Origin of the sequence: Deinococcus ficus (assembly GCF_003444775.1) — a bacterium.
Taxonomy (GTDB): domain Bacteria; phylum Deinococcota; class Deinococci; order Deinococcales; family Deinococcaceae; genus Deinococcus; species Deinococcus ficus.
Window position 1 is genome coordinate 1,559,645 of record NZ_CP021081.1, and the last position, 20,959, is coordinate 1,580,603.

At 70.5% G+C, this 20,959-nt stretch carries 18 protein-coding genes; 5 read left to right on the top strand and 13 right to left on the bottom strand.

Annotated features, from left to right (window positions below; translation table 11 throughout):
* The first annotated feature begins 44 nt into the window (after positions 1-44).
* Positions 45-1,256, top strand: a complete 1,212-nt coding sequence (locus DFI_RS07665) for an NADH:flavin oxidoreductase/NADH oxidase family protein (protein WP_027461656.1) — start codon at positions 45-47, stop codon at positions 1,254-1,256.
* Here the strand turns inward: DFI_RS07665 and DFI_RS07670 are convergent.
* Genes DFI_RS07670 through DFI_RS07685 form a run of 4 tightly spaced genes read right to left on the bottom strand, consistent with a single transcriptional unit; the run spans position 1,253 to position 4,990 of the window.
* Entirely contained in the window at positions 1,253-2,380 is a 1,128-nt protein-coding gene (locus DFI_RS07670) for a metal ABC transporter permease (RefSeq protein WP_244940250.1), read from the bottom strand. The two genes, DFI_RS07665 and DFI_RS07670, sit on opposite strands and share 4 nt — an antisense overlap.
* A complete protein-coding gene (locus tag DFI_RS07675) occupies positions 2,377-3,291 on the bottom strand; it encodes a metal ABC transporter permease (RefSeq protein ID WP_043776665.1) in 915 nt (304 codons plus the stop codon). Before DFI_RS07675 ends, DFI_RS07670 begins: the two co-directional genes overlap by 4 nt.
* Positions 3,288-4,040, bottom strand: a complete 753-nt coding sequence (locus DFI_RS07680; RefSeq protein ID WP_027461657.1) for a metal ABC transporter ATP-binding protein — start codon at positions 4,038-4,040, stop codon at positions 3,288-3,290. The genes DFI_RS07675 and DFI_RS07680 overlap by 4 nt, the downstream gene beginning before the upstream one ends.
* Positions 4,037-4,990 (bottom strand): metal ABC transporter solute-binding protein, Zn/Mn family, encoded by a 954-nt coding sequence (locus DFI_RS07685; protein ID WP_027461658.1) that lies wholly within the window; start codon positions 4,988-4,990, stop codon positions 4,037-4,039. Before DFI_RS07685 ends, DFI_RS07680 begins: the two co-directional genes overlap by 4 nt.
* A gap of 438 nt (positions 4,991-5,428) precedes the next feature.
* On the opposite strand from DFI_RS07685, the gene DFI_RS07690 reads away from it, so the two are divergent.
* Positions 5,429-5,689, top strand: a complete 261-nt coding sequence (locus DFI_RS07690) for a cold-shock protein (protein WP_022801893.1) — start codon at positions 5,429-5,431, stop codon at positions 5,687-5,689.
* Between the two features lie 102 nt (positions 5,690-5,791).
* Here the strand turns inward: DFI_RS07690 and DFI_RS07695 are convergent, their stop codons facing one another.
* A complete protein-coding gene (locus tag DFI_RS07695; RefSeq protein WP_022801892.1) occupies positions 5,792-6,052 on the bottom strand; it encodes a hypothetical protein in 261 nt (86 codons plus the stop codon).
* 75 nt (positions 6,053-6,127) lie between these two features.
* Between DFI_RS07695 and DFI_RS07700 the strand changes: the two genes are divergently transcribed.
* Positions 6,128-6,343: a hypothetical protein gene (locus DFI_RS07700; RefSeq protein WP_022801891.1), complete on the top strand. Its 216-nt coding sequence runs from the start codon at positions 6,128-6,130 to the stop codon at positions 6,341-6,343.
* A 247-nt stretch (positions 6,344-6,590) separates the two neighbouring features.
* Here DFI_RS07700 and DFI_RS07705 read toward each other — a convergent pair whose 3' ends face one another.
* From DFI_RS07705 to DFI_RS07720, 4 genes are all read right to left on the bottom strand, one after another.
* On the bottom strand, positions 6,591-7,097 hold the full coding sequence (locus DFI_RS07705; protein ID WP_081425659.1) for a ferritin-like domain-containing protein: 507 nt from the start codon (positions 7,095-7,097) through the stop codon (positions 6,591-6,593).
* Between the two features lie 97 nt (positions 7,098-7,194).
* Positions 7,195-9,333, bottom strand: coding sequence for a hypothetical protein (locus DFI_RS07710; RefSeq protein WP_027461661.1), 2,139 nt, complete (start codon positions 9,331-9,333; stop codon positions 7,195-7,197).
* A 66-nt stretch (positions 9,334-9,399) separates the two neighbouring features.
* Complete coding sequence (locus DFI_RS07715; protein ID WP_051307390.1) at positions 9,400-12,738, bottom strand: ATP-binding protein; 3,339 nt, start codon at positions 12,736-12,738, stop codon at positions 9,400-9,402.
* A gap of 172 nt (positions 12,739-12,910) precedes the next feature.
* Positions 12,911-14,287 (bottom strand): amidase family protein, encoded by a 1,377-nt coding sequence (locus DFI_RS07720; RefSeq protein ID WP_043776673.1) that lies wholly within the window; start codon positions 14,285-14,287, stop codon positions 12,911-12,913.
* 58 nt (positions 14,288-14,345) lie between these two features.
* Here DFI_RS07720 and DFI_RS07725 point away from each other — a divergent pair, with 58 nt between their 5' ends.
* Positions 14,346-15,233 (top strand): prephenate dehydratase, encoded by an 888-nt coding sequence (locus DFI_RS07725; RefSeq protein ID WP_022801886.1) that lies wholly within the window; start codon positions 14,346-14,348, stop codon positions 15,231-15,233.
* A 59-nt stretch (positions 15,234-15,292) separates the two neighbouring features.
* On the opposite strand, the gene DFI_RS07730 is transcribed toward DFI_RS07725, so the two are convergent.
* From DFI_RS07730 to DFI_RS07745, 4 genes are read right to left on the bottom strand one after another with little or no spacing between them, the layout of a single operon-like run.
* The gene (locus tag DFI_RS07730; protein WP_027461663.1) at positions 15,293-15,673 is read right to left on the bottom strand and encodes a biotin/lipoyl-containing protein; all 381 of its coding nucleotides are present in this window, start codon (positions 15,671-15,673) and stop codon (positions 15,293-15,295) included.
* 37 nt (positions 15,674-15,710) lie between these two features.
* Complete coding sequence (locus DFI_RS07735; protein WP_027461664.1) at positions 15,711-15,989, bottom strand: hypothetical protein; 279 nt, start codon at positions 15,987-15,989, stop codon at positions 15,711-15,713.
* Between the two features lie 15 nt (positions 15,990-16,004).
* Positions 16,005-17,567 (bottom strand): acyl-CoA carboxylase subunit beta, encoded by a 1,563-nt coding sequence (locus DFI_RS07740; protein ID WP_027461665.1) that lies wholly within the window; start codon positions 17,565-17,567, stop codon positions 16,005-16,007.
* 31 nt (positions 17,568-17,598) lie between these two features.
* Complete coding sequence (locus tag DFI_RS07745; protein ID WP_027461666.1) at positions 17,599-19,107, bottom strand: methylmalonyl-CoA carboxytransferase subunit 5S; 1,509 nt, start codon at positions 19,105-19,107, stop codon at positions 17,599-17,601.
* A 190-nt stretch (positions 19,108-19,297) separates the two neighbouring features.
* Between DFI_RS07745 and DFI_RS07750 the strand changes: the two genes are divergently transcribed.
* On the top strand, positions 19,298-20,806 hold the full coding sequence (locus tag DFI_RS07750) for a S10 family peptidase (RefSeq protein ID WP_027461667.1): 1,509 nt from the start codon (positions 19,298-19,300) through the stop codon (positions 20,804-20,806).
* Positions 20,807-20,959: the final 153 nt, after the last annotated feature.

A 20,959-nucleotide genomic window follows, 5' to 3' on the forward strand; every position in this document is an offset into this window, starting at 1 on the left:
CCGGTCACTCATCGCCGACCTCCGGCCGTGGGGGAGAATGCCGGATGCCTCCGGTTCAAGCGGACCTCCTTCTTCCCTGCGGCGTCACCCTGCACGGCCGCCTGTTCAAGGGCGCCATGAGCGAGGGTCTGGGCGACCGCGCGGGCGCGCCCCGGCCCGAACTGGGCCGCCTGTATGCGCGCTGGGCGCGCAGCGGCATCGGGTTGCTGATCACCGGGAACGTGATGATCGCCGCCCGCGCCCTCGGCGAGCCCGGCAACGTCATCCTGGAGGACGACCGGCACCTTGCCGCCTTCCACGACTGGGCGGTGCGGGGACAGCGGGACGGCACGCAGGTGTGGGTGCAGCTCAACCACCCGGGGAAGCAGGCGCCGCGCGGCCTGAACGCCGAGACGGTCGCCCCCAGCGCCCTGCCCTTCCCGGGCGCGATGGGCCGGGCCTTCGCCACACCCCGCGCCCTGACCCGCGAGGAGATTCACGGCCTGAGCGGCCGCTTTGCCGCGTCGGCCCGGCTGGCGCAGCGGGCGGGCTTCGGCGGGGTGCAGCTGCACGCCGCGCACGGGTACCTGCTCTCCCAGTTCCTGTCGCCCCGGCACAACGTGCGCCAGGACGAGTACGGCGGCAGCCCTGAGAATCGCCGCCGCTTCCTGCTGGAAACGTTCGCGGCCGTGCGCGCCGCGGTCGGCCCGCGGTTTCCGGTGTCGGTGAAGCTCAATTCGTCGGACTTCGTGCGCGGCGGCCTCAGCGAGGAAGAGAGCCTGGAGGTCGTGCGGACCCTCGGGGAGGCCGGGTGCGACCTGATCGAGATTTCCGGCGGCACGTACGAGAAACCCATGATGATGCTGGGCCGCGGGGAGCGCGGCGGGTTCTTCGCGGACTTCTCCCGGCGGGCGCGTGCGCTGGCGGGCGTGCCGGTCGGTGTGACCGGCGGGTTCCGGGACGCAGACGTGATCCGCGAGGCGCTGGATTCAGGGGCAGCGGACCTGATCGGTCTGGGCCGCCCGCTGGCGGTGGACCCGGACTTCGCTGGACGGGTGCTGCGGGGCGAGACGCTGCCCCGGCTCGCCCGCCCCGGGCGGACCGGCGTGCGGGCCGTGGACCGGTCCGGGTCCTTCGACACGCTGTGGCACGAGGACGCCCTGCGGCGCCACAGCCGGGGCCAGCCGGTCCGTCCCGACGAGAACATGCGGCTGGCCCTGCTGCGAATCCTGGCCTCCACGGGCGTGCAGGCGGCCCTGCGCCAGCGCCGGGCCTAGGGCACCTGACTGGCGTTCCGGTGCGCGGCCCGCGGGCCGGGAACGGGGGACGCACCGTGGGCCGGAACGGGGGCGGCGGTGAGGCGCTCGACCCGGTCTCCGTCCAGCCGGACCCAGCCGGCGCGGCGGGCGTACTCCAGCGCGCGGCGCGTGCGGGTCTCGTCCCAGTCGAGGCGCCGGGCAATGGCGGCCGGCGTGTACCGCTGCTCGCCGTGCAGGGCCGTCAGGAGCAGCCGGGCGGTGAAGTCCTCGCGCTGACGGGCGCGGCGGGCGAGGGTGGTGACAACGCCCTGCTCCGGCGAGAACAGCAGGCTCAGCGTGAACACCACGCCCAGCACGCTGGCGATCATTCCCGCGATGGAGGTGTCCAGCCACAGGGCCAGCGCGTACCCGGCGGCGCTGCTGACCACGCCGATCACCAGGGACAGGCGCAGCATGCGGCTGAGCTGCCGGGTGAGCAGGTACGCGCTGGCGGGCGGGATGATCACGAACGCCACGATCAGGATGGCACCCACCGACTGGAACGCCCCGACGGTGGTGAAGGACAGCAGCGTCATCAGCAGGTAGTGCACGGCGGTGGGCGCAAAACCCAGGGTGGCGGCCAGCCCGGCGTCGAACGTTCCGACCTTCAGTTCCTTGTAGCACAGGCCCACGAACGCGGCGTTCAGCAGGGCCAGGGTGCCCATCAGCAGCAGCGACTCGGGCACCTCGCGGCCCAGGAAGATCACGGTGTTCAGGGGTGCGTAGGCGATCTCGCCGTACAGCACGGCGTCCATGTCCAGGTGGACGTTGCGGAAGTACAGGGACACCAGGATCACGCCGATGCTGAACAGCAGGGGAAACACCACGCCGATCGCGGCGTCCACCTTCACGCGCCCGCTGCGTTCCAGCAGTTCCACGCTGAGCACCGTCAGCAGGCCCATGGCGGCCGCGCCGATCAGGGCGGGGACGGTGGCGGTGCCGCCGGACAGCCAGAAGGCCCCCACGATGCCCGGCAGGACGGCGTGGCTGATGGCGTCGCTGAGCATGCTCTGTCGGCGCAGCACCAGGAACACGCCCAGCAGGCTGCCCGCCACGGCGACCAGCGCGGCCGTGAGCACGATGATCAGGTCCGCGGCGATCATGGGCGCACCCCACGGCGCATCGCCTCGCGCAGCTCCCGGCCGCGCCGCATGGACGTGAACTTCGCCCACAGCAGCCCGCGTTTCGGCGCGAGGAACAGGGAGATCAGCAGGACGGCGCTGGCGACCACGATGATGACCGGACCGGTGGGCAGGTTGGCGTTCCCGGCCGAGATCACGGCCCCGACTACGCCGGACAGCGCGCCGAACACGGCGCTGAGCAGCAGCATCCGCCCCAGCTGGTCGGTCCACTGGCGGGCCGCGGCGGGCGGGGCGATCAGCATGGCGGCCATCAGGACCACGCCCACCGTCTGAAGCCCCACCATCACGGCGATCACGGCCAGCGAGGTGAGCAGGGTGCCGAGGCGCCCGGTGGGGTAGCCCAGCGTGTGGGCGTAGGTGGGGTCGAAGGTGATCAGCTTGAACTCCTTGAACAGCAGGGCCACCAGCCCCAGGCCCACCGCGGACAGCGCGGCCATGACGGTCACGTCCGCAGCGACGATGGTGGCCGCCTGCCCGAACAGGAACTTGTCCAGGCCGGACTGGTTTGCGTCGCCGCTGCCGGCGATGAACGTGAGCAGCGCGATGCCGAACCCGAAGAACGCGCTGAGCATGGTGCCCAGGGCGGCGTCCTCACTCAGTCGGGTGTACTTCAGCACCGTGATGACCGCCAGGGCGCCCAGCCAGCCGCTCAGGCCGGCGCCTAGCAGCAGCCACAGCGGGGCCTTGCTGCCGGTCAGCAGAAACGCCAGGCACACGCCCGGCAGAGCCGCGTGGGCCAGGGCGTCGCCCAGCAAGCTCTGGCGGCGCAGCATGGTGAACGCCCCGATCACGCCGCCGGTGACGCCCAGCAGGGCGCTGCCCAGCGCGACGTTGCGCAGGGTGTAGTCCGTGAAGAGATCCAGGGGGGTCATCCGACCTCCCGCAGGAAGTGCGTTTTCGCGCCGTACGCCGCCTGCAGGTTCTCCCGGTGGAACACCTCGGTCATGGAGCCGCTGGCGATCACCTCCACGTTCAGCAGCGTGAGGTGATCGAAGTAGTCCCGCACGGTTTCCAGGTCATGATGCACGACGATCACGGTGCGGCCCTCCTGCTGGAGGCTCTGCATTACGTCCAGGATGGCGCGTTCGGTGGTGGCGTCCACCCCGGCGAAGGGTTCGTCCATCAGGTACACGTCGGCGCTCTGCGCCAGCGCGCGCGCCAGGAACACCCGCTGCTGCTGCCCGCCGGACAGCTGCGAGATCTGCCGGCCCGCGAAGTCCGCCATGCGCACGCGCTCCAGGGCCTGCATGGCCGCGTCCCGCTCGGCGCGCCCGGGGCGGCGGAACCAGCCAAGCCGGCCGTACGCGCCCATCTGCACGACGTCCAGGGCGTCGGTGGGAAAATCCCAGTCCACGCTGGTGCGCTGCGGCACGTACGCGACCCGCCGGCGCACCTCGGCGAGCGGCCGCCCGAAGAAACGCACGGTGCCGGACGCCACCGGCAGCAGGCCCAACGAGGATTTCAGCAGGGTGCTTTTCCCCGCACCGTTCGGGCCGACGATGGCGCACAGGTGCGCGGCGGGAAAGGTCACGTCCACGTCCCACAGCACGGGCGTCTCGTGGTAAGCGACGGTCAGGTCACGCACGCTCAGGGGCGGCGTGGCGGCTTCAGGTGTGGTCATTTCAGCCCTCCCAGGGCGCTGCTGATGGCGTGGGCGTTGTGCCGCACCATGCCGATGTAGGTGCCTTCCGGCGTGCCGGCGGCGCCCAGCGCGTCGCTGAACAGCTCCCCACCGATCCGCAGGGTGTGGCCCTGCGCCCGCGCCGCCTCGATCACGGCGTCCACGGTGCGCTGCGGCACGCTGCTCTCCACGAACACCGCCGGAATACCGCGCTGCGACACGAACCGCGCCAGGGCCTGGATGTTCTGCGTGCCGGCTTCGGCGGCCGTGGACACGCCCTGAACGCCTCGGACCTCCACGCCGTACCGCCGGGCGAAGTAGTTGAAGGCGTCGTGCGCGGTGACCAATACCCGCCGCTCCTTCGGGATGCTGTGCGTCAGGGTCATCACCTCGGCGTCCAGCGCGTCCAGTTGGCGCAGGTACGCGGCGGCATTCTGCGCGTACTGGGCCTTTCCGGCAGGATCGGCGGCGCTCAGGGCGTCCCGGGTGGTGCCGGCCGCGAACTTCCAGAGACTGACGTCAAACCACACATGCGGGTCGGGCAGGCCCTCGGCGCCGTCCGGACGGAGCAGCCGGTCATGGGGAATCTGCTCGGTGACGGCCACGGCGCGCCCGCTCTTTTCCAGGAGTTCCACCATCTTGCCTTCCAGGTGCAGGCCGCCGTACAGGATCAAGTGGGCGCCCTGCAGGGTACGCACGTCGCGGGCGCTGGCCTTGTACAGGTGGGGATCTACGCCGGGGCCCATCAGGGCGCTCACGGTCACGCGGTCCCCGCCGATCTCCCGGGCGAGGTCGGCGACCATGTTGGTGGTGGCGGTGACGCGCACTTTCCCGCTGCCCAGGTCGGCTGGCTGAAGGGTGGCGACGGTGGTGGGGGGGCGGTCCTGGACGCTCTGGCAGCCGGTGAGGAGGGCCGCCAGCAGCAGTGAGGGAAGCGGCAGGCGCAACATGAGATTTAGGCTTCCCTAAAAATCAGGAAATGTCAACTGCCGGTTTGCTTAACCTGCCGGTAGAATTCCATTGAACCTAATTCACCGATCCCGGACGGCGCTAGCGACCGGCTTCTCCAGCCACCAGGGACAGCAAAACCCCCGACGACTCGCCTGGGCCGGTGGCGTCCCTGGCAACATCCAACCGGCCGTTACAGCGACCGGACGCGGAATCAGTGGGTGTGCTCCTTGAGGCTCCACGGTGTTCACAACCACGCACTCGAATAAAGTTTCGAGCAATACCTGAGTGCATGGCGCCTCCAGAGCTAAGCAGCCGGGTTCTGCACGTCACACCTGCAAAGGTGTATACTGGGGTGAAGGTTTCCGAGTTCGCAAGATCGAGAGCGCACGGAGCAGGATTCCGTGCGCTCTCTTGCCCTGGAACCCGAGGAGTTTGGTATGGCACAAGGTAAAGTTAAGTGGTTCAACGCAGAGAAGGGCTTCGGCTTCATCGAGACCCCCGGTAGCCCCGACGTGTTCGCGCACTTCAGCGCCATTCAGGGCAGCGGCTTCAAGAAGCTCAACGAAGGCGACGAAGTCGAGTTCGAGATCGAAGACGGCCAGCGCGGCAAGGGCCCCCAGGCCAAGAACATCGTGGTGACCAAGGCCGCTCCGGCCGGCGCCTACGACCGCCCCGCGCGTCGCGACGACCGCTGGTAATCCGACCCTAAAGCGAAGGAGCCCACCCGGGCTCCTTTTTTCATGTCAGGAAGACGGACCAGCGGGAGATAAAACCCCCGGCCATCTCCGAAATCACCCCGCCTACGCGCGGGGCAGATAAGCAAAACTGCCCTCGAAAGTCCTCCGGCGCAACAGCGTGGCGCTTTTCATCGTGAGTGTGCCCCTCATCAGCCCGTGCGGGGTGGTGACCTCCACCTCGCACGCCCCGGCGTTCTGCGTGCACGCCTGGGTCAGGGCGTCGATGTCCTCCGCCAGCGTCCCCTTGGGCAGGTGATGGGTGTCGGCAATGATGGTCAGTCGCTTGTTGGGCGCCACCCGGTACTGTCCTCGAAGTCGCAGCATCCTGACAGGATAACCCACCTCACATTTCCTCACCGTAACCAAAGTGCGTTAGGTTGGGCTGTGTTAAAAGACGACATGGCCATCCACGCAGGCATTCCGGAAAAAGTGATTCTCGGAGCGCTGCGTCAACTGAGCGCCGATATGGAGGACGTGACCTGGGACATGGGCCGCACCCGTCCCGGCCGTCCCGTGAAGGTGTTCTTCGAAGCCGAAACCATCGCCGACGTGCAACGCGCCAAACGCCACCTGGAAAAACTTCTCGGTGACGCCGGCTACGACCTGATCCCCTGAACCCATCAGGGGCGTCCCGAGCGGTGACGAACAGAAACCAGTAGAGCGACGACCACCAGCGTCCCGGCGAAAGTCGTACCGGCCCAGGATGCTGATGGCTGTCGCTCTGCTCCTGGGCTTAGTGGACCAAGAATGCTAACGGTCAGGGTGCCGAAGAGCAGCATCCATCGCTCAGAACTTACCGCCCAGGCTGAAGGGGAGTCAGGTTAGGTCCTTCGACCCCGGCCCCAGGCGCAGCGGACGGTCTTCAGCCTTCTGCGGCCTCGACATTGATCTCGCGGGCAGCCAGGGTCAGGCGGGCGTCGGTTTCCTTTTCCTCTTCCAGCGTCGTGCGCAGCACCATGGCCTGCCGTTCCAGGCCGAGCAGGTCGGCGTAGGCGGCGACCGTGCCGTACCCGGCGATCTCGTAGTGTTCGATGCGTTGCGCGGCGGCGATCAGGCCCGCGTCCTTCACGGCGGGGGCGGCCTTCTCGCGGATCATCTCCTCGCCTTCCTTCACGAGGCCGAGCATCGCCTGACAGGTGTGTCCGCCCGGGTCCTGCTCCAGGTCCTGGAAGAGGCCTTCCAGCCGGCCCACCTGTTCCTGCGTCTGTACGAGGTGATCCTCGAAACCCCGTTTGAGGTCGGGGTCGGTGGCGGACGCGGCCATCTTCGGCAGGGCCTTGAGCAGTTGCGTCTCGGCGGAGTAGAGGTCACGGAGCTGTTCCAGGTAGAGGTCGTGCAGGTCCTGAAGTTTCACCTTGATCTTTGCCATGTCGGGCCTCCTTGAGGGGCTGCCTGTCAAGTGTGGCGGGGCGAAGTTCAGCCTCCGCCCCGCCTCGCTTAAATGCGCCTTACGAAACGCCTGGGCTTCAGTCGGCCACGATGCGGGTCAGGTCCCACTCGATGGTGCGCTGGACGGGTTCCAGGCCGTAGGCGTTGCCGGGCAGGATGAAGCTGCGGCCTCCGGTGAGGTGGGTGACGCCGTCTTCCTCGACGGCCGTGCCGGTTTCCTGCACGGCGAACCATCCGAGCTGGGCCTTGTGCTCGTCGCTGGTGCTGTATTCCGAGTCGTGGTAGTCGTTGCATCCGCCCTTTTGCAGGCTGTAGGACGTGGTCTTCTGCATGCCGGAGACAAGCTTGAGGGACCGGGGGTCGCCGATCTCCAGGGTGTATCCGGCGCCGGGCGTGAACTCGATGTCGATGTTCGACGTGCCGATCTTCTCGACGTTGGTCACGGCGGTGGAGTCGCTGCGCATCGTCTGGGAGCGCGTGAAGCCGATGCACTCGACGTCGAAGGTCTCGTTGTAAGTGGAGCTGTAATCGTGCTGGCCTCTGTACTCCGCCTGGGTGGTCAGGCGGGCGAAGGTGGCGCTGCTGCTCTCGTGCCCGTTGACGGTGTACACGGCGTCCCGGATGAGCACGGAGTCCTGGCTGCCGACCACGCCGCCTGTGACGGTGCCGTACACCGGCACGGACATGCGGCCCTGGTCGAGGACCTTCACCGTGCCGATCCAGCAGGTGTCCCCGGCCTGCCCTTCGCAGTGCAGTTTCCAGTCGCGGACGGTCAGGGGAGCGGTGGCCGAGATGGGCCACATGCGGTACAGCAGTTCCTGCGGCATGGTGATCAGCCCGCCCACCCCGCCGGCCGCGGTGCCCAGGGCGTCCACGAGGTCCGCGGCCAGAGAGGAGCTCTTGATGGAGGTGATGGCGGTCACGCTGCCTTCTTTCAGCACGGGCGTCACGTCGTCGCCCAGGTCACGTTTCTGCCGCACGCCCTCGAAGCGCAGGTCGGCGACGCCGTCCGCGCCGGTCTTGTCGTGCATGACCTCCTCCCCCTGCAGCGCGGAGAGGATGTTCGTGTGCCGCTGGGTGTAGGAGTCCTGGCCCTGGGCGGCGAAGACCCGCCAGCGGACGTCGCTGCCCTCCACCGCCCCGGCGTTCGGGGTGCTGAAGTCGATGCCGGCCGCGTTGAACGCCAGGCGGAAGCAGTTGAGGTACTGCACGCCGGTGTTCAGGTCGTAGTGCACGCGCACGCTGGCCTGGTGCACGCCCTCGCCGTTCTGGGTGGCGCTGCGGGTCCGCTGGACGGTGGGGTTGTCCACAGTCAGGTCCATCTGGAAACTGGCGAAGGTCAGCAGGAACTTCGTGTAACTGGTGATCAGGTTCGCGGTGCCCAGCCAGCCGGCCGCCCGATCCGCGGCGCTCTCCCCCGGCGTGCTGCTCACCGAGTCGAGGTAGGCGAGCAACTGGTTCAGGCCGCTGGTCATGGCCAGTGCCGCGGCGTCCATGATGGTGCCCTCGGTGCCTCCGAAAGTGCAGTTCGCCGTGGCCGCGGGCACCAGCCCCTGAGCGCGCACGCCCGCCCCTGCCGGCAGGGTGGCCGGGGTGGGCAGGACCGCACCGTAGAGCTGCGCCTGCCGGGCGCTGCCGCCCACCAGCCGGAGCATGATCAGGGTGTGCTGCACGGCCGAGAGCGGCACCTGATCAGCCGGCGTGTCACTCAGCAGGCCGGGCTGACCGGCGGGGCCGCTGGCGGTCACGAACCGCGCCCAGAACCGGGTGGTGGGCTGAACGCTGTCCGTTTCCAGGCGCAGGTCCTCGCGGAGCAGCTCCGCGATGCGTGAGGCGTCCGCGTTCGGGTACAGGACCCGGAGCGTGTCGGCGAGATCGGCGAGGGTGACCGTGCCGCCGCGCGCCTGCGCGAACGCCAGGGCGTCCGGGTCCAGTTCGGCCACCGCGACGCCCTGTGCGGGCTGCTGGGCGGGCTGGATCACGCGGCCGTCCAGGCCCCGGACGGCGATGCCGCTGGCCGCCAGGACTTCCTGAAGCTGGGCGGAGGACGGCTGGCCGGTGCCGAAGCGGGCGGCGAGGTCGGCGGCTCGGGTGTCCACCTGAGCGAGGTCCGGCACCGGGAGGTCGGGACCGGCGGGGCCCGGGGTGGGCGCGCCGCAGCTGGCGAGCAGCAGAGTGAGGGCGAGGGCGATGGGAAGGGACCGGGAGCGTGTCATGGGCCGACCGTACGGGGAGGTGGATGGCCGGCCGATGGCAGGCATTCAGGGTGCCGGGTGGGCCACTCAGGGCCTGCGCGCGGATGCGAGGGCCTGCAGGGCCCGGTGCGTGCCCTGCACGTTCAGGAACGCGTCGCGGTACTCGGCCGGGACCTGCTGCACGGCCGCTTCCAGCCAGGTGAGGGCCTGCTGGAGCGGCGCGTCCGCCGCGGCGGCGTCCAGCGCCATGAAGACGCGGTGGTGCACGAGAAGCGGCCGGGCGAAGTCGTCCCGGGGCGCGTGGGCGGGCAGGCGCGCGACGGCGGCCTGGCTGTCCGTGCGGGCCTGTGCGGCCTGCCCGGCGGCCAGGAGGGCGGCGGCGCGCGTGGTCAGGGCGGCCGTTTCCAGGTCCGGGAAGTGCCGCGTGCGCGCGAGGTCCAGGGCCTGGGTGGCGAGGTCGACCGCGTCCTGCGGCCCGGCGAGGTCGGCGCGGGCCAGCAGCAGGAGGCCCCGGGTGTACGGGAAGTCGCGCCCGCTCAGTCCCTTCTCGACGTGCTCATACGCGGTCAGGGCTCCGCCCCGGTCCTCCCGCGCGGCCCGGACGCGGCCCACGTGCAGCCACGGAATGAACGCGCCGGAGTCCCGCGGGTCCGGCTGCGCGAGGGCCCGCCCGGCGGAGGCGAGGCAGTCGTCGTGGGCGCCGATCGCCCAGTACAGGTCCGCGAAGGCCCGGTCCAGGGACCCGCGTGGCTCGCCCACCTCGTCGCCGTACGCCTCGGCGCGGCGCAGCCAGTCCAGAGCCTGCGCGTAGTGCCGCAGCCGGGTGTGCGAGATGCCCAGTTCCGTGAGGTTCGCGCGGTACAGGGTGGGCGCATGGGCTCGGTCGAGCTTGACGTCCAGTTCCTCCCGCAGCCGGATCACTTCCGGGAACTGCTCGCGGGCGTGCAGGGTCGCGGCAAGGTTGTGCATCGCCCACGCCGAGCGGTACGTGTCGCCCAGGGCGCGGAACAGGTCGCTGGACCGCCGCAGGTGCGGTTCGGCCGCCTCGCCCTGCCCCAGCCGGAGGTACGCGCCGCCCAGGGCGATCTCGCCCAGTGCGCGCTCCCGGTCGTCGCCCAGCGCCTCATGCAGAGCGCGGAGGTAGGGCGCCATGTCCTGCACGTCCGCCTCGCGGCCCTGGTGCGCCCGGGCCTGCACGAGTTCCCGCAGGAGGGCCGCCCGCACGCGTGGCAGGTCCAGGCCCTCGAGCTGCGCCAGCCCGGCCAGGGCCTCCGCCTCGGCCGCCTGCGCCTGCCCGCGGCCGAGCAGCCGGCCGGCCCGCAGGGCCGCGACCCGGGCCCGCTGCGCGTTCGTGCGGGCGCCCGCCGCGAGCCTCTCCACGAGGGGATCGAGGGCCGCCACCTGCTCGGTCCGCCAGGGGCTCTCCGCGGCCCGCACCAGGGCGTCGAAGGCGGCGTCCTGCTGCCCGAGTTCCGTGTACAGCTGCGCGGCCTCCTCGAAGAAGCGCACCGCCTCCACCGGCCGCAGTGCGCCCAACGCCTCGGCGGCAGCCCGCAGGAACAGCGGCGCGGCCCCTGCCAGGTCCCCACCCTCCTGCGCGTGCCGGGCCACGCGGGCGGCACTGGCGCCCTCCCGGCCCAGAACCCGGGCCGCGCTGCGGTGCAGCAGCCGCCGCACGGACGGCGGAATGCCGGCCAGCACGGTTTCCTGCACGAGGTCGTGGCTGAACCGCTCGCCGGTCATCACGCCTGCCGCCTCCAGTTCCTCCCAGGCCGCCGCGACGTCCAGCAGCGGCGCGCCCAGGACGTCTGCGATCAGCTCCACCCGCAGGTCGCTTGCCACGATGGCCGAGGCGCGGGCCGCACTCAACGCCAGGACCGACAGGCGCGCAAGCCGGTCCGAGAGGAGCTGCGAGGCGCGCTCCGCGACCGGCAGGGCGCCGCCCGGGTCGGGCAGTTCGATCAGGTGCTTGACGGTTTCCAGCAGGAAGAAGGGGTTGCCGCCGGTAAAGCGCGTGAGCTGCCCGGCCCGCGCCTGCACCTCCGGCACGTCCAGGTCCCGCAGCAGTTCCGCGATGGCCTCTTCCGGCAGAGGGCCGAGGTCCAGGCGCCGGTTGTGCCCGGCCGCGCTGCCCCGGCGGAACACCTCGGCCGTCTCGGCCGGCAGTTCCGCCGGGCGCACGGTGCAGATCAGGTGCGGCACCCCGCCCGGCTGTCCCAGCGGAAACGCGGAGGAGATCAGCACGAAGCCCGCCTCGATGGACGCGGCGTCCGCGAGGTGCAGGTCGTCGTACAGAATGGAGCCCACCCCCGCCAGCCCGGCCTGAAACACGTGCCGGATCGCGGCGTGCAGGGACGCGTCCGGCGCCGCGGCCTCCCCCGGGCCGGAGCGCAGTTCCGGCAGCAGCCAGGCCAGACTCGCGCGCATCCACGGGTCCAGCGGCAGGTCGGGGGTCCGCTCCAGAATCCGGCGGAGGTTCCGGCCGGTCGTGGCGTACGGCACCAGCGCGTCCCCCGGGCGGCCCTCCAGGTGCAGCACCTCGCCCTTGCTGAGCGCGAAATCCCGCGCGAGCCGGGACTTGCCCACGCCGGCCTCGCCGGCCAGGATGATGAACTGCCCGGCCTGCCACGCCTCCTCCATGCTCTCCCAGGTGTCCGCGCGGCCCACCAGCGTCGGGGGGCGCAGGACGGACAGCGGCAGGCGCCGGCCCCGGCCTGCCGGCGCCCTCACCTCCCCCCGCTCGATCTCCCGGGCCAGGGCCACCGTCTCCGGGAGGGGCTCCACGCCCAGCTCCCGGAGGAGAGCCTCCCGGCAGCGGCCGTACGCCCGCAGCGCGGCGGGCCGGTCCCCGGCGAGGTAATGCAGGCGCATCAGCCGCCGGTGCGCGTCCTCGGACACCAGGTCCAGGTCCAGCAGGCGCAGCGTGGTGCTCACCGCGCCGGACAGGTCTCCGGCGGCCTCCTGCTCCGCGGCTGCCCGGGTCAGCAGGCGCGTCTGGGCGTGCTCCAGGCGTTCCCGCCACGCGTGCAGCCAGTCACTCAGGTCCGGACGGTCGTCGAAGTCCACGCCCGGCAGGAGCGGCCCGGTCACCATCCCGTCTCCCCCGTCACCGCCCTCACTCACCAGTGCCGCGGCGTCCACCCGAACGTGCGGCGCGAGCCCCACCCGGTCATCCGCGACCAGCACCGCGTCCCCGGCCGCGCGGTTCACCCGGCGGATCAGGTGCACGAGGTTGTTCCGCGCCGCGCCTTCCACGGTGTCCGGCCACAGCAGGCCCGCCAGGCGCGACCGCGCCGTGGGGCCTTCCAGGGCCAGGTACGTGACGAGCGCGAGGGCCGTGCCGTCCAGCCGCACCGCCGGTCCCTCCGGATGGACCAGGGTCGGCGGGCCCAGCACCCGCAGCTGCCAGCTGTCTCCTCGCGCCATGTGCCGGCAGCATAACGAAGTCCAGCACGAGCAGGGGATCAAACCCCGGGGCGGTGAACATGGGTCCGTGAGCGGAAGCCGGCCGCCGTGACCTCCGGGCAATGACCTTGGAATGGCAGGAGCGCCGGACCTCAGCCCGGCACTCCTGTGGACGCTCCGCGAAAGTGGGGCTTTAGACGGGCGGCAGCTGCGGGTCGCCCAGCTCGCCCTGGAGGGCCGCGGCGAACTGCAGCAGGGTCCGGTCCTGGCCGTGCGGGGCGACGAGCAGCACGCCGGTCGGTTCGCCGTCGTGCAGGGTGGGCACGGCGAGGCTGGGGTAGCCGGCCTTGGCGGCGAGGTCGTACCCGTGAATGCCGGGGAACACGACGAGATCGGCGTCCCGGAACAGCACGTCGAAGCCCTCGGTGCGGGTGAGGCGCAGGTCGCGGTCGCGGGCCTGCCGGTAGGCCAGCTCGCTGAAGTCGCCGCGGGTACCCTCGGCCGCGTGCAGGAGGGTCTGGCCGTACTTCAGGCAGCGTTCCGGGTCGGCGTCGTTGGCCTGGATGACCTCGTGCAGGCTGCGGGGGCCGCGCTGCACGCCGCTCAGGTAGGCGTTCAGGTCGCCCTTGAATTCGTACACGAGCACGTCCAGCAGCCAGCCGGAGCGGCTGAGTTCCTCCCGGCTGGGGAAGCCGCGGCGCTGCACGTCGGCGCCCAGGCGGCCCAGGTGCCCGGCCACGGTGTCCAGGGCGGCCAGTTCGCCCGGGGAGGCGTGGCGGGCGTCGTCGATCAGCACGGCGCGCAGGGGCCCACCAGCGGCCGGGGCGGTGAGGGTCAGGGCCTGCGTGGCAGGGTCGGGACCGCTGATCACGCGCAGGATCAGGTCGGCGTCCCGGGCGGAGCGGGTGATGGGGCCGGCAGTGTCCTGGCTGTGGCTGATGGGGATGATGCCGGTACGCGGCACGAGGCCCAGGGTGGGTTTCAGGCCGTACACGCCGCTCTGGTGCGCGGGACTGACGATGCTGCCGCTCGTTTCCGTGCCGATGGCGGCGGCGCACAGGCGCGCAGCGACGGCCACGCCGCTCCCGGAGGAGCTGCCGCCGGTGTCCCGTCCGGCCCGCCAGGGGTTCACGGTCTGCCCGCCCAGGCTGGAGTACCCGTTCGTCATGCCGAGCGTCATGAAGTTCGCCCATTCGGTCATGTTCGCCTTGCCGAGGATGACGGCGCCGGCGGCGCGCAGCCGGGCGACCAGGGGCGCGTCGGCGGTGGGGACGTGGTCGCGCAGCAGCACGCTGCCGGCGGTGGTGGGCAGGCCCGCCACGTCGATGTTGTCCTTGATGAGCATGGGCAGGCCATGCAGCGGCCCGCGATGCTCGGCCGGCAGGGCGTCGAGCGCCGCGGCGGCGCGGGCGGCGTCCGGGTTCACGGTGATCACGGCGTGCAGCTGCGGGTTCAGCGTCTCGATGCGGTCCAGGTAGGCGCGGGTGGCGTCCGCGGCCGTGACCTGCCCGGTGTGGAGGGCCTCAAGGAGGGCAGTGGCGTCCAGGCGCGTGAGGTGGTCGGGGAGCATGCGGGCATTCTAGGTGGGGCGCCGGGCCGGCGGGCCGGGGCAGGGTAGCCTCGGGGGCATGATCGACGGGGGCAGCCGGGCAGCACCGCAGGGGACCGTTCAGCTCAGGGAACAGCCGGGCCGCGCCGTGGCCTTTCAGGGGAACCCGGGCAGCTACGGGGAGATCGCGGCGCTGAACGCCCTGCCGGACGGGGAGAGCGAGACGCGCGGGTACCCGACCTTCCACGAGGTCGCCCGGGCCGTGGAGATAGGTGAGGTAGCGTTCGGGGTGCTGCCGGTGGAGAACAGCCTGATGGGCGCCATTCACCAGAGCATCGACCTGCTGTCGGACACGGAACTGCACGTGGTCGGGGAGGTGATCGTGCGGGTGAGTCACTGCCTGATGGCGCTGCCGGGCGTGGCCCTGGAGGACATCCGGCAGGTGATCAGCCAGCAGCCGGCGCTGGACCAGTGCACGAACCTGATCCGCCAGCACGGCTGGACGCCGGTGCCCGGGCACGACACGGCCGGCAGCGCCCGCGAGATCGCGGAGCACGGCCTGCGGGACGCGGCGGCCATCGCCAGCAGCCGCGCGGCCGGGCTGTACGGTCTGGAGATCCTGAAGCGCGAGATCGAGGACGAGCCGTTCAACTACACGCGGTTCCTGATCCTGTCGCGCCTGCCGCAGGACGTGACGGACGCGCCGCACAAGACCAGTCTGGTGTTCGCGGTGCGGCACACGCCGGGTTTCCTGGTGGAGACCCTGAACGAGCTGCGCGGCCTGAACCTGACCCGCATCGAAAGCCGGCCCCGCCGGGACCGGGCGTGGAGTTACCTGATGTACGTGGATTTCGAGGGTGACCCGCGGGATCCGCAGGTGGCGCAGGCGCTGGCGGGGGTGCTGCGCAAGGCGAGTTACGCGAAGATCATCGGGTCGTACCCGATGGCGATCACGCCGGTGGGCTGAGCGGGAAAGCAGGGGCGGCGCGTGAGGTAGGCCCACGCGCCGCCCGCTGCCGTCGGGCCTCAGATCAGTTCGACGAGCACCTGCCCGCCGCTCACCACGTCGCCCTTGCTGACGTTGATGGCGGCGATCTCCCCGTCGCTGGGGGCGGTGATGGCGGTTTCCATCTTCATGGCCTCCAGCACCAGCAGCGTCTCCCCGGCCTTGCACATCTGGCCCAGCTCGACCTGCACGGACGCGACGGTGCCGGCCAGCGGCGCCTGAATGGCCTTGTTGCCCACCTTGGGCCCGCCGCCTTGCTGCGGAGCGGGCATGGCGGGGGCGGGGGTGGCGGCGCCCGAGCCGAAGCTGCCCGCATGGAACACGCCCAGCGTGGGGGTTTCTTCCTCGACCTCGACGTCCACGTCGTACGCGACGCCGTTGATGGTGACTTTCAGTTTCATGGGGGACCTCGGCTTGTGTGGGGGTCTGGCGCGGCGCCTAGATGGGGCGGCGGCGGATGCTGTGGGTGACCTCGTGGCCCTGGATGGCGGCGCGGCCCTGCTGGGACCACGCGGCGTCGGTGCGGTAGTGCACCTGCCGGACGCGGGCGCGGTGCCCGAGGGTGGCGGCCACGGCGGCGGTGATCGCCAGCATGACGTCCTCGGGGATGTCGCGGGCCTGGGCGTCCTTCACGGCCTTCAGTTCGGCTTCCAGGGCTTCCACGCGCCGGAGGAGGGCGTGGACGGTGGCGGTCAGGTCGGGGGTGGGGGTGGTCATGTCAGGTCACCGGCCTCACGTGGGGCCCACGCCGTGCTTCTTGGTGGGCTGCAGTTCGCGTTTGCGGTACAGGATTTCCAGCGCGCGGGCGACCTGGGCGCGGGTGTCGCGCGGGTCGATGATGTCGTCCACCAGCCCGCGGGAGGCGGCGACGGCGGGCGTGCTGAAGGTCGTGCGGTACAGGTCGATCATCTCGCGGCGTTTGGCGGCGGGGTCCTCAGCGCTCTCGATCTCGCGTTTGAAGATGATCTCGGCGGCGCCCTCGGCGCCCATCACGGCGATCTCGGCGGTGGGCCAGGCGAACACGCGGTCGGCGCCCATGTCCTTGCTGCACATGGCAAGGTACGCGCCGCCGTAGCTCTTGCGCAGCACCAGGGTGATCTTCGGCACGGTCGCCTCGGCGTAAGAGTAGAGCATCTTGGCGCCGTGGCGGATGATGCCGCCGTACTCCTGCTGCGTGCCGGGCAGGAAGCCGGGGACGTCCACGAGGCTCAGCAGGGGGATGTTGAAGGCGTCGCAGAAGCGGATGAAGCGGCTGGCCTTGTCTGAAGCGTTGATGTCCAGCACGCCGGCCAGCACGGTGGGCTGGTTGGCGATGAAGCCCACCGTGCGGCCCACGACGCGGCCGAAGCCCACCACGATGTTCCCGGCGTACCCGGCCTGCACTTCCAGGAAGTCGCCGCGGTCCACGATGTTGGCGATGACCTCGCGCACGTCGTAGCCCTTCTTGTCGTCGTCGGGGATGATCTCGGCGAGGTGCGGGTTGGGTTCGATGACGTCCACCGGGTCCACGATGGGCGGGTCCTCGGTGTTGTTCTGCGGCAGGAAACTCAGGAGTTTTTTGGCGATCAGCAGGGCGTGGCGGTCGTCGTCCGCGATGAAGTGGATGTTCCCGGCGCGGGCCATGTGCGCGTCGGGGCCGCCGAGGTCCTCGGCGCTGACCTTCTCGCCGGTGACCTGCTGGATGACGCTGGGACCGGTGATGAACATGTTCGCCTGCCGCGTCTGGATGATGAAGTCCGTCAGGGCCGGGGAGTACGCCGCGCCGCCCGCGCAGGGGCCGGCCACCACGCTGATCTGCGGGACCACGCCGGAGAGCTGCACGTTCGTGTAGAAGATCTTCCCGTACCCGGACAGCGACCCGATGCCTTCCTGCACGCGCGCGCCGCCGGAGTCGTTGATGAACACGAAGGGCGTGCCGGTGGAGAGGGCCGCTTTCATCATGGCGACGACCTTGTCCGCGTGCACCTCGCCCACGCTGCCGCCCGCGACGGTGAAGTCCTGGCTGGCGAAGTGCACGGGGCGGCCCAGCACGGCGCCCACGCCGGTGACGACGCCGTCGGCGGGCGCGTCGAGTCGGTCCATGCCGAACAGCGTGGCGCGGTGGCGGCTGAACAGGCCGGTCTCCTGCAGCGTGCCGGGGTCCAGCAGCGCTTGCACGCGTTCGCGGGCGGTGAGTTTCCCGCCGGCGCGCTGCCTGGCGAGCCGGGCCTCGCCGCCGCCGAGTTCCAGGGTGTGGCGCTGCTCGGCCAGCGCCTCGATGCGGTCGTGCATGGTGGGTTTGTTCGTGGTGGTCATGGCTTCAGGCTCCTTCCGGGGAGTTCGGCGGTCACGCGGGCTGCACCTGCACGGTGTGGGTCTTGCCGCCCACCTTGACCTCGTACCTGATGGGGGTGGTCACGGCGTTCGCGCCGAAGGCGGCGGCGCGGGCGTTCGCGTCGGCCTGCGCGGGGTCCAGGCCGACGTTCTTCGGGCCTTCGGGGCGGGTCTTGAAGAAGCCGGCGGCCACGCCGGGGAACATGGCGTAGGTCAGGACGTCCTCCTCGGTGCCGTCGAAGCCGTCGAGTTTCTCGGCTTCCGCGCGGAGTTTCGGGAATTCGTTGGGGATCAGGTCGGCGGGGCGGACGGTGATGGGGTCCTTCTTCGCTTGGGCCTGCGCGGCGGCGATCACGTCGGGCTGCACCTCGCCGGCGGTCTTGCCGTAGTACCCGAGGGCGAGGTCGGCGAACTCGCCGGTGAGGACCTTGTACTTGCCCATCAGGACGTTGAACACCGCCTGCGTGCCCACGATCTGGCTGCTGGGCGTGACCAGGGGCGGGTACCCGGCGTCGGCGCGCACGCGCGGCACTTCCAGCAGCACGTCTTTCAGGCGGTCGCCGGCGCCCTGCTGCCTGAGCTGGGATTCCATGTTGCTGATCATCCCGCCGGGAATCTGGCTGTCGAAGATCTCGGTTTCCACGCCGGTGATCGCGCTCATGAACTGCGTGTACCTGGGGCGCACGGCGGCGAAGTGGTCCTTGATGCGGGTCAGGCGGTCCTTGTCGAGCGTGGTGGTGTAGGGGGTGCCTTCCAGCATCTCCACGAGGCTTTCGGTGGGGTTATGGCCGGGGCCTAGGCTGAGGCTGCTGATGGCGGTGTCCACCACGTCCGCGCCGGCCTCGATGGCCTTCATCAGGGACACCAGGGTGACGCCGGTGGTGCTGTGGCAGTGGACGTGCACGGGCACGTCGCCCAGGGCGTCCTTGATGCCCCTCACGATGTCGTACGCAGGCTGCGGTTTGAGCAGGGCGGCCATGTCCTTGAGACACAGACTGTCGCAGCCGAGGTCCATCAGGTCGCGGGCGAGCTGCACGTACCCCTCGACGGTGTGCAGGGGGCTGACGGTGTAGCAGATGGTGCCCTGCGCGTGTTTGCCGGCCTTCTTCACGGCCTTGAGGGCGCGCTCGACGTTGCGGACGTCGTTCAGGGCGTCGAAGGTGCGGAAGACGTCCATGCCGTTCTCGGCGGCCCGGTCCACGAAGGCGTCCACGACGTCGTCGGCGTAGTGGCGGTACCCGAGGAGGTTCTGGCCGCGCAGCAGCATCTGCAGCCGGGAGTTGGGCATGAGGCGCCGGAAGGTGCGCAGGCGTTCCCAGGGGTCCTCGTTCAGGAAGCGGATACAGGCGTCGAAGGTGGCGCCGCCCCAGCATTCCACGCTCCAGAACCCGGCGGCGTCCAGGTCCGCGCAGGCGCCCTCCATGTCCTCCAGGGCCATGCGGGTCGCCATGAGACTCTGGTGGGCGTCCCGCAGGGCGAGCTCGGTGACGCCGATCACACGTTTGTTCCCTTGGTCACTCATGAGCTCATCCTGTCACTCCAGGCCGGGACGGATGCCGGGTCGCAGATGAGGCGTCCCTAAAGAAAGAACGCGGCGCACATTTGTTGCGCAATGGCAAATAAGTCAAGCAAGGAAACAAAGACGAACGCCACCAGTCCGCAACCCAGCAATACAGGTGTCCCGGTCCATCGTGCAGGCTATCGTGAAGGGCGTGACCCACAACCCAGACAAGACCCCGGACGCCGCCGTGGACGTGAAGGTGGACCTCCACCCCGGCGCGAAGGACAGCCGGACTGCCACCGACGAGATCAGCGTCACCCGGCACGGCGTGACGGTGCAGGGGCGCACCCTGACCTACACCGTCACCGCCGGCACCATGGTTCTCGCCGAGGAGAAACACGGCAAGGACGGCGAGGCCGAAGGCGCCCGGCCCCGCGCCCGGGTGTTCTTCGTCGCGTACGCCCTGGATGAGCAGGACGAAACCACCCGCCCGGTCACCTTCGCGTTCAACGGCGGGCCCGGCAGCCCCAGCCTGTGGCTGCACCTGGGCCTCCTCGGGCCACGCCGCGTGGTGATGGGGGATGCCGGCGCCCTCACCGGCCCGCCCTACACCCTCACCGACAACGAGTTCACGCTGCTCACCCACACGGACCTCGTGTTCATCGACCCGGTCAGCACCGGGTACTCCCGCGTCACCGAGGGCGAGAAACCCGGCGAGTTCCACGGCTTCAAGAAGGACATCGAATCGGTCGGGGACTTCATCCGTCTCTGGACGTCCCGCGCCGGCCGCTGGCTGTCCCCGAAATTCCTGATCGGCGAGAGTTACGGCACTATGCGCTCCGCAGGCCTGAGCGGGTACCTGCAGGAACGGCACGGCATGTTCCTGAACGGCCTGATGCTGATCAGCACCATCCTGGACTACGCCACGGTGGACACGACCCCCGGCCACGACCTCGCGTACGTCACGCACCTGCCCACTCAGGCCGCGACCGCGTGGTACCACGGCGCCCTCGGCCGGCGCCGCAGTCTGAAGGCCACCCTGCGCGAAGCAGAGGCCTTCGCGGACGGCGAGTACGCCAGCGCCCTGCACCTCGGCGCCCGCCTGACCGGCCCCCAGCGGCGCCGCGTCGCGCAGACCTACGCCCGCCTGACCGGCCTGAGCCCGCAGGTCATCCTCCAGAACGACCTGCGCGTCCCCCTGGCCCGCTTCCGTAAGGAATTGCTGCGGGACCGCAACCTCACGGTCGGCCGCCTGGACAGCCGCTTCACCGGCATGGACCGCGACGCCGGCGGCAGCCAGGCCGACTACGACCCCAGCTACAGCGCCATCCTCGGCCCGTACACCGCCACCTTCAACCACTACGTCCGCGCCGAACTCGGCTACCAGTCCGACCTCGCCTACGAGGTCCTGTCCGGCCGCACCCAGCCCTGGAGCTACCGCGAGTTCGAGGGCCGCCACGTCCGCGCCTCGGACACGCTGCGCAGCGCCATGCACCAGAACCCGCACCTCAAGGTCCTGGTCGCCAGCGGGTACTACGACTTCGCCACCCCGTACTGGGCAGCGCGCCACACGCTGGACCACCTGCAGCTCGACCCCAGCCTGCGCGGCAACGTCCGCGAGCACTTCTACGAGGCCGGGCACATGATGTACGTGCACCTCCCCAGCCTCGCGCAGCAATACACCGATCTCACCGCGTTCATCGAGTGGGCGCGTCAGTAATCATTTTCAGGGCTGCCGGACCAGCAGCGTCACCCGTCCTTCGCAATCAATACCAGCCCCCAGTCGAGCTCCGCGACCGGAACGCCCTCCGCATTGACGTTCCGAAACCGGCCCGGACGCTCTGATCCGCTTTCCAATGGCACAGGGGGCCAG

What these genes read in the sequence shown, in the direction of transcription:
- DFI_RS07665 (WP_027461656.1), top strand. Translation starts at nt 45, where the DNA reads ATGCCTCCGGTTCAAGCGGACCTCCTTCTTCCCTGCGGCGTCACCCTG.
- DFI_RS07670 (WP_244940250.1), bottom strand. Translation starts at nt 2,380, where the DNA reads ATGATCGCCGCGGACCTGATCATCGTGCTCACGGCCGCGCTGGTCGCC.
- DFI_RS07675 (WP_043776665.1), bottom strand. Translation starts at nt 3,291, where the DNA reads ATGACCCCCCTGGATCTCTTCACGGACTACACCCTGCGCAACGTCGCG.
- DFI_RS07680 (WP_027461657.1), bottom strand. Translation starts at nt 4,040, where the DNA reads ATGACCACACCTGAAGCCGCCACGCCGCCCCTGAGCGTGCGTGACCTG.
- DFI_RS07685 (WP_027461658.1), bottom strand. Translation starts at nt 4,990, where the DNA reads ATGTTGCGCCTGCCGCTTCCCTCACTGCTGCTGGCGGCCCTCCTCACC.
- DFI_RS07690 (WP_022801893.1), top strand. Translation starts at nt 5,429, where the DNA reads ATGGCACAAGGTAAAGTTAAGTGGTTCAACGCAGAGAAGGGCTTCGGC.
- DFI_RS07695 (WP_022801892.1), bottom strand. Translation starts at nt 6,052, where the DNA reads ATGCTGCGACTTCGAGGACAGTACCGGGTGGCGCCCAACAAGCGACTG.
- DFI_RS07700 (WP_022801891.1), top strand. Translation starts at nt 6,128, where the DNA reads ATGGCCATCCACGCAGGCATTCCGGAAAAAGTGATTCTCGGAGCGCTG.
- DFI_RS07705 (WP_081425659.1), bottom strand. Translation starts at nt 7,097, where the DNA reads ATGGCAAAGATCAAGGTGAAACTTCAGGACCTGCACGACCTCTACCTG.
- DFI_RS07710 (WP_027461661.1), bottom strand. Translation starts at nt 9,333, where the DNA reads ATGACACGCTCCCGGTCCCTTCCCATCGCCCTCGCCCTCACTCTGCTG.
- DFI_RS07715 (WP_051307390.1), bottom strand. Translation starts at nt 12,738, where the DNA reads ATGGCGCGAGGAGACAGCTGGCAGCTGCGGGTGCTGGGCCCGCCGACC.
- DFI_RS07720 (WP_043776673.1), bottom strand. Translation starts at nt 14,287, where the DNA reads ATGCTCCCCGACCACCTCACGCGCCTGGACGCCACTGCCCTCCTTGAG.
- DFI_RS07725 (WP_022801886.1), top strand. Translation starts at nt 14,346, where the DNA reads ATGATCGACGGGGGCAGCCGGGCAGCACCGCAGGGGACCGTTCAGCTC.
- DFI_RS07730 (WP_027461663.1), bottom strand. Translation starts at nt 15,673, where the DNA reads ATGAAACTGAAAGTCACCATCAACGGCGTCGCGTACGACGTGGACGTC.
- DFI_RS07735 (WP_027461664.1), bottom strand. Translation starts at nt 15,989, where the DNA reads ATGACCACCCCCACCCCCGACCTGACCGCCACCGTCCACGCCCTCCTC.
- DFI_RS07740 (WP_027461665.1), bottom strand. Translation starts at nt 17,567, where the DNA reads ATGACCACCACGAACAAACCCACCATGCACGACCGCATCGAGGCGCTG.
- DFI_RS07745 (WP_027461666.1), bottom strand. Translation starts at nt 19,107, where the DNA reads ATGAGTGACCAAGGGAACAAACGTGTGATCGGCGTCACCGAGCTCGCC.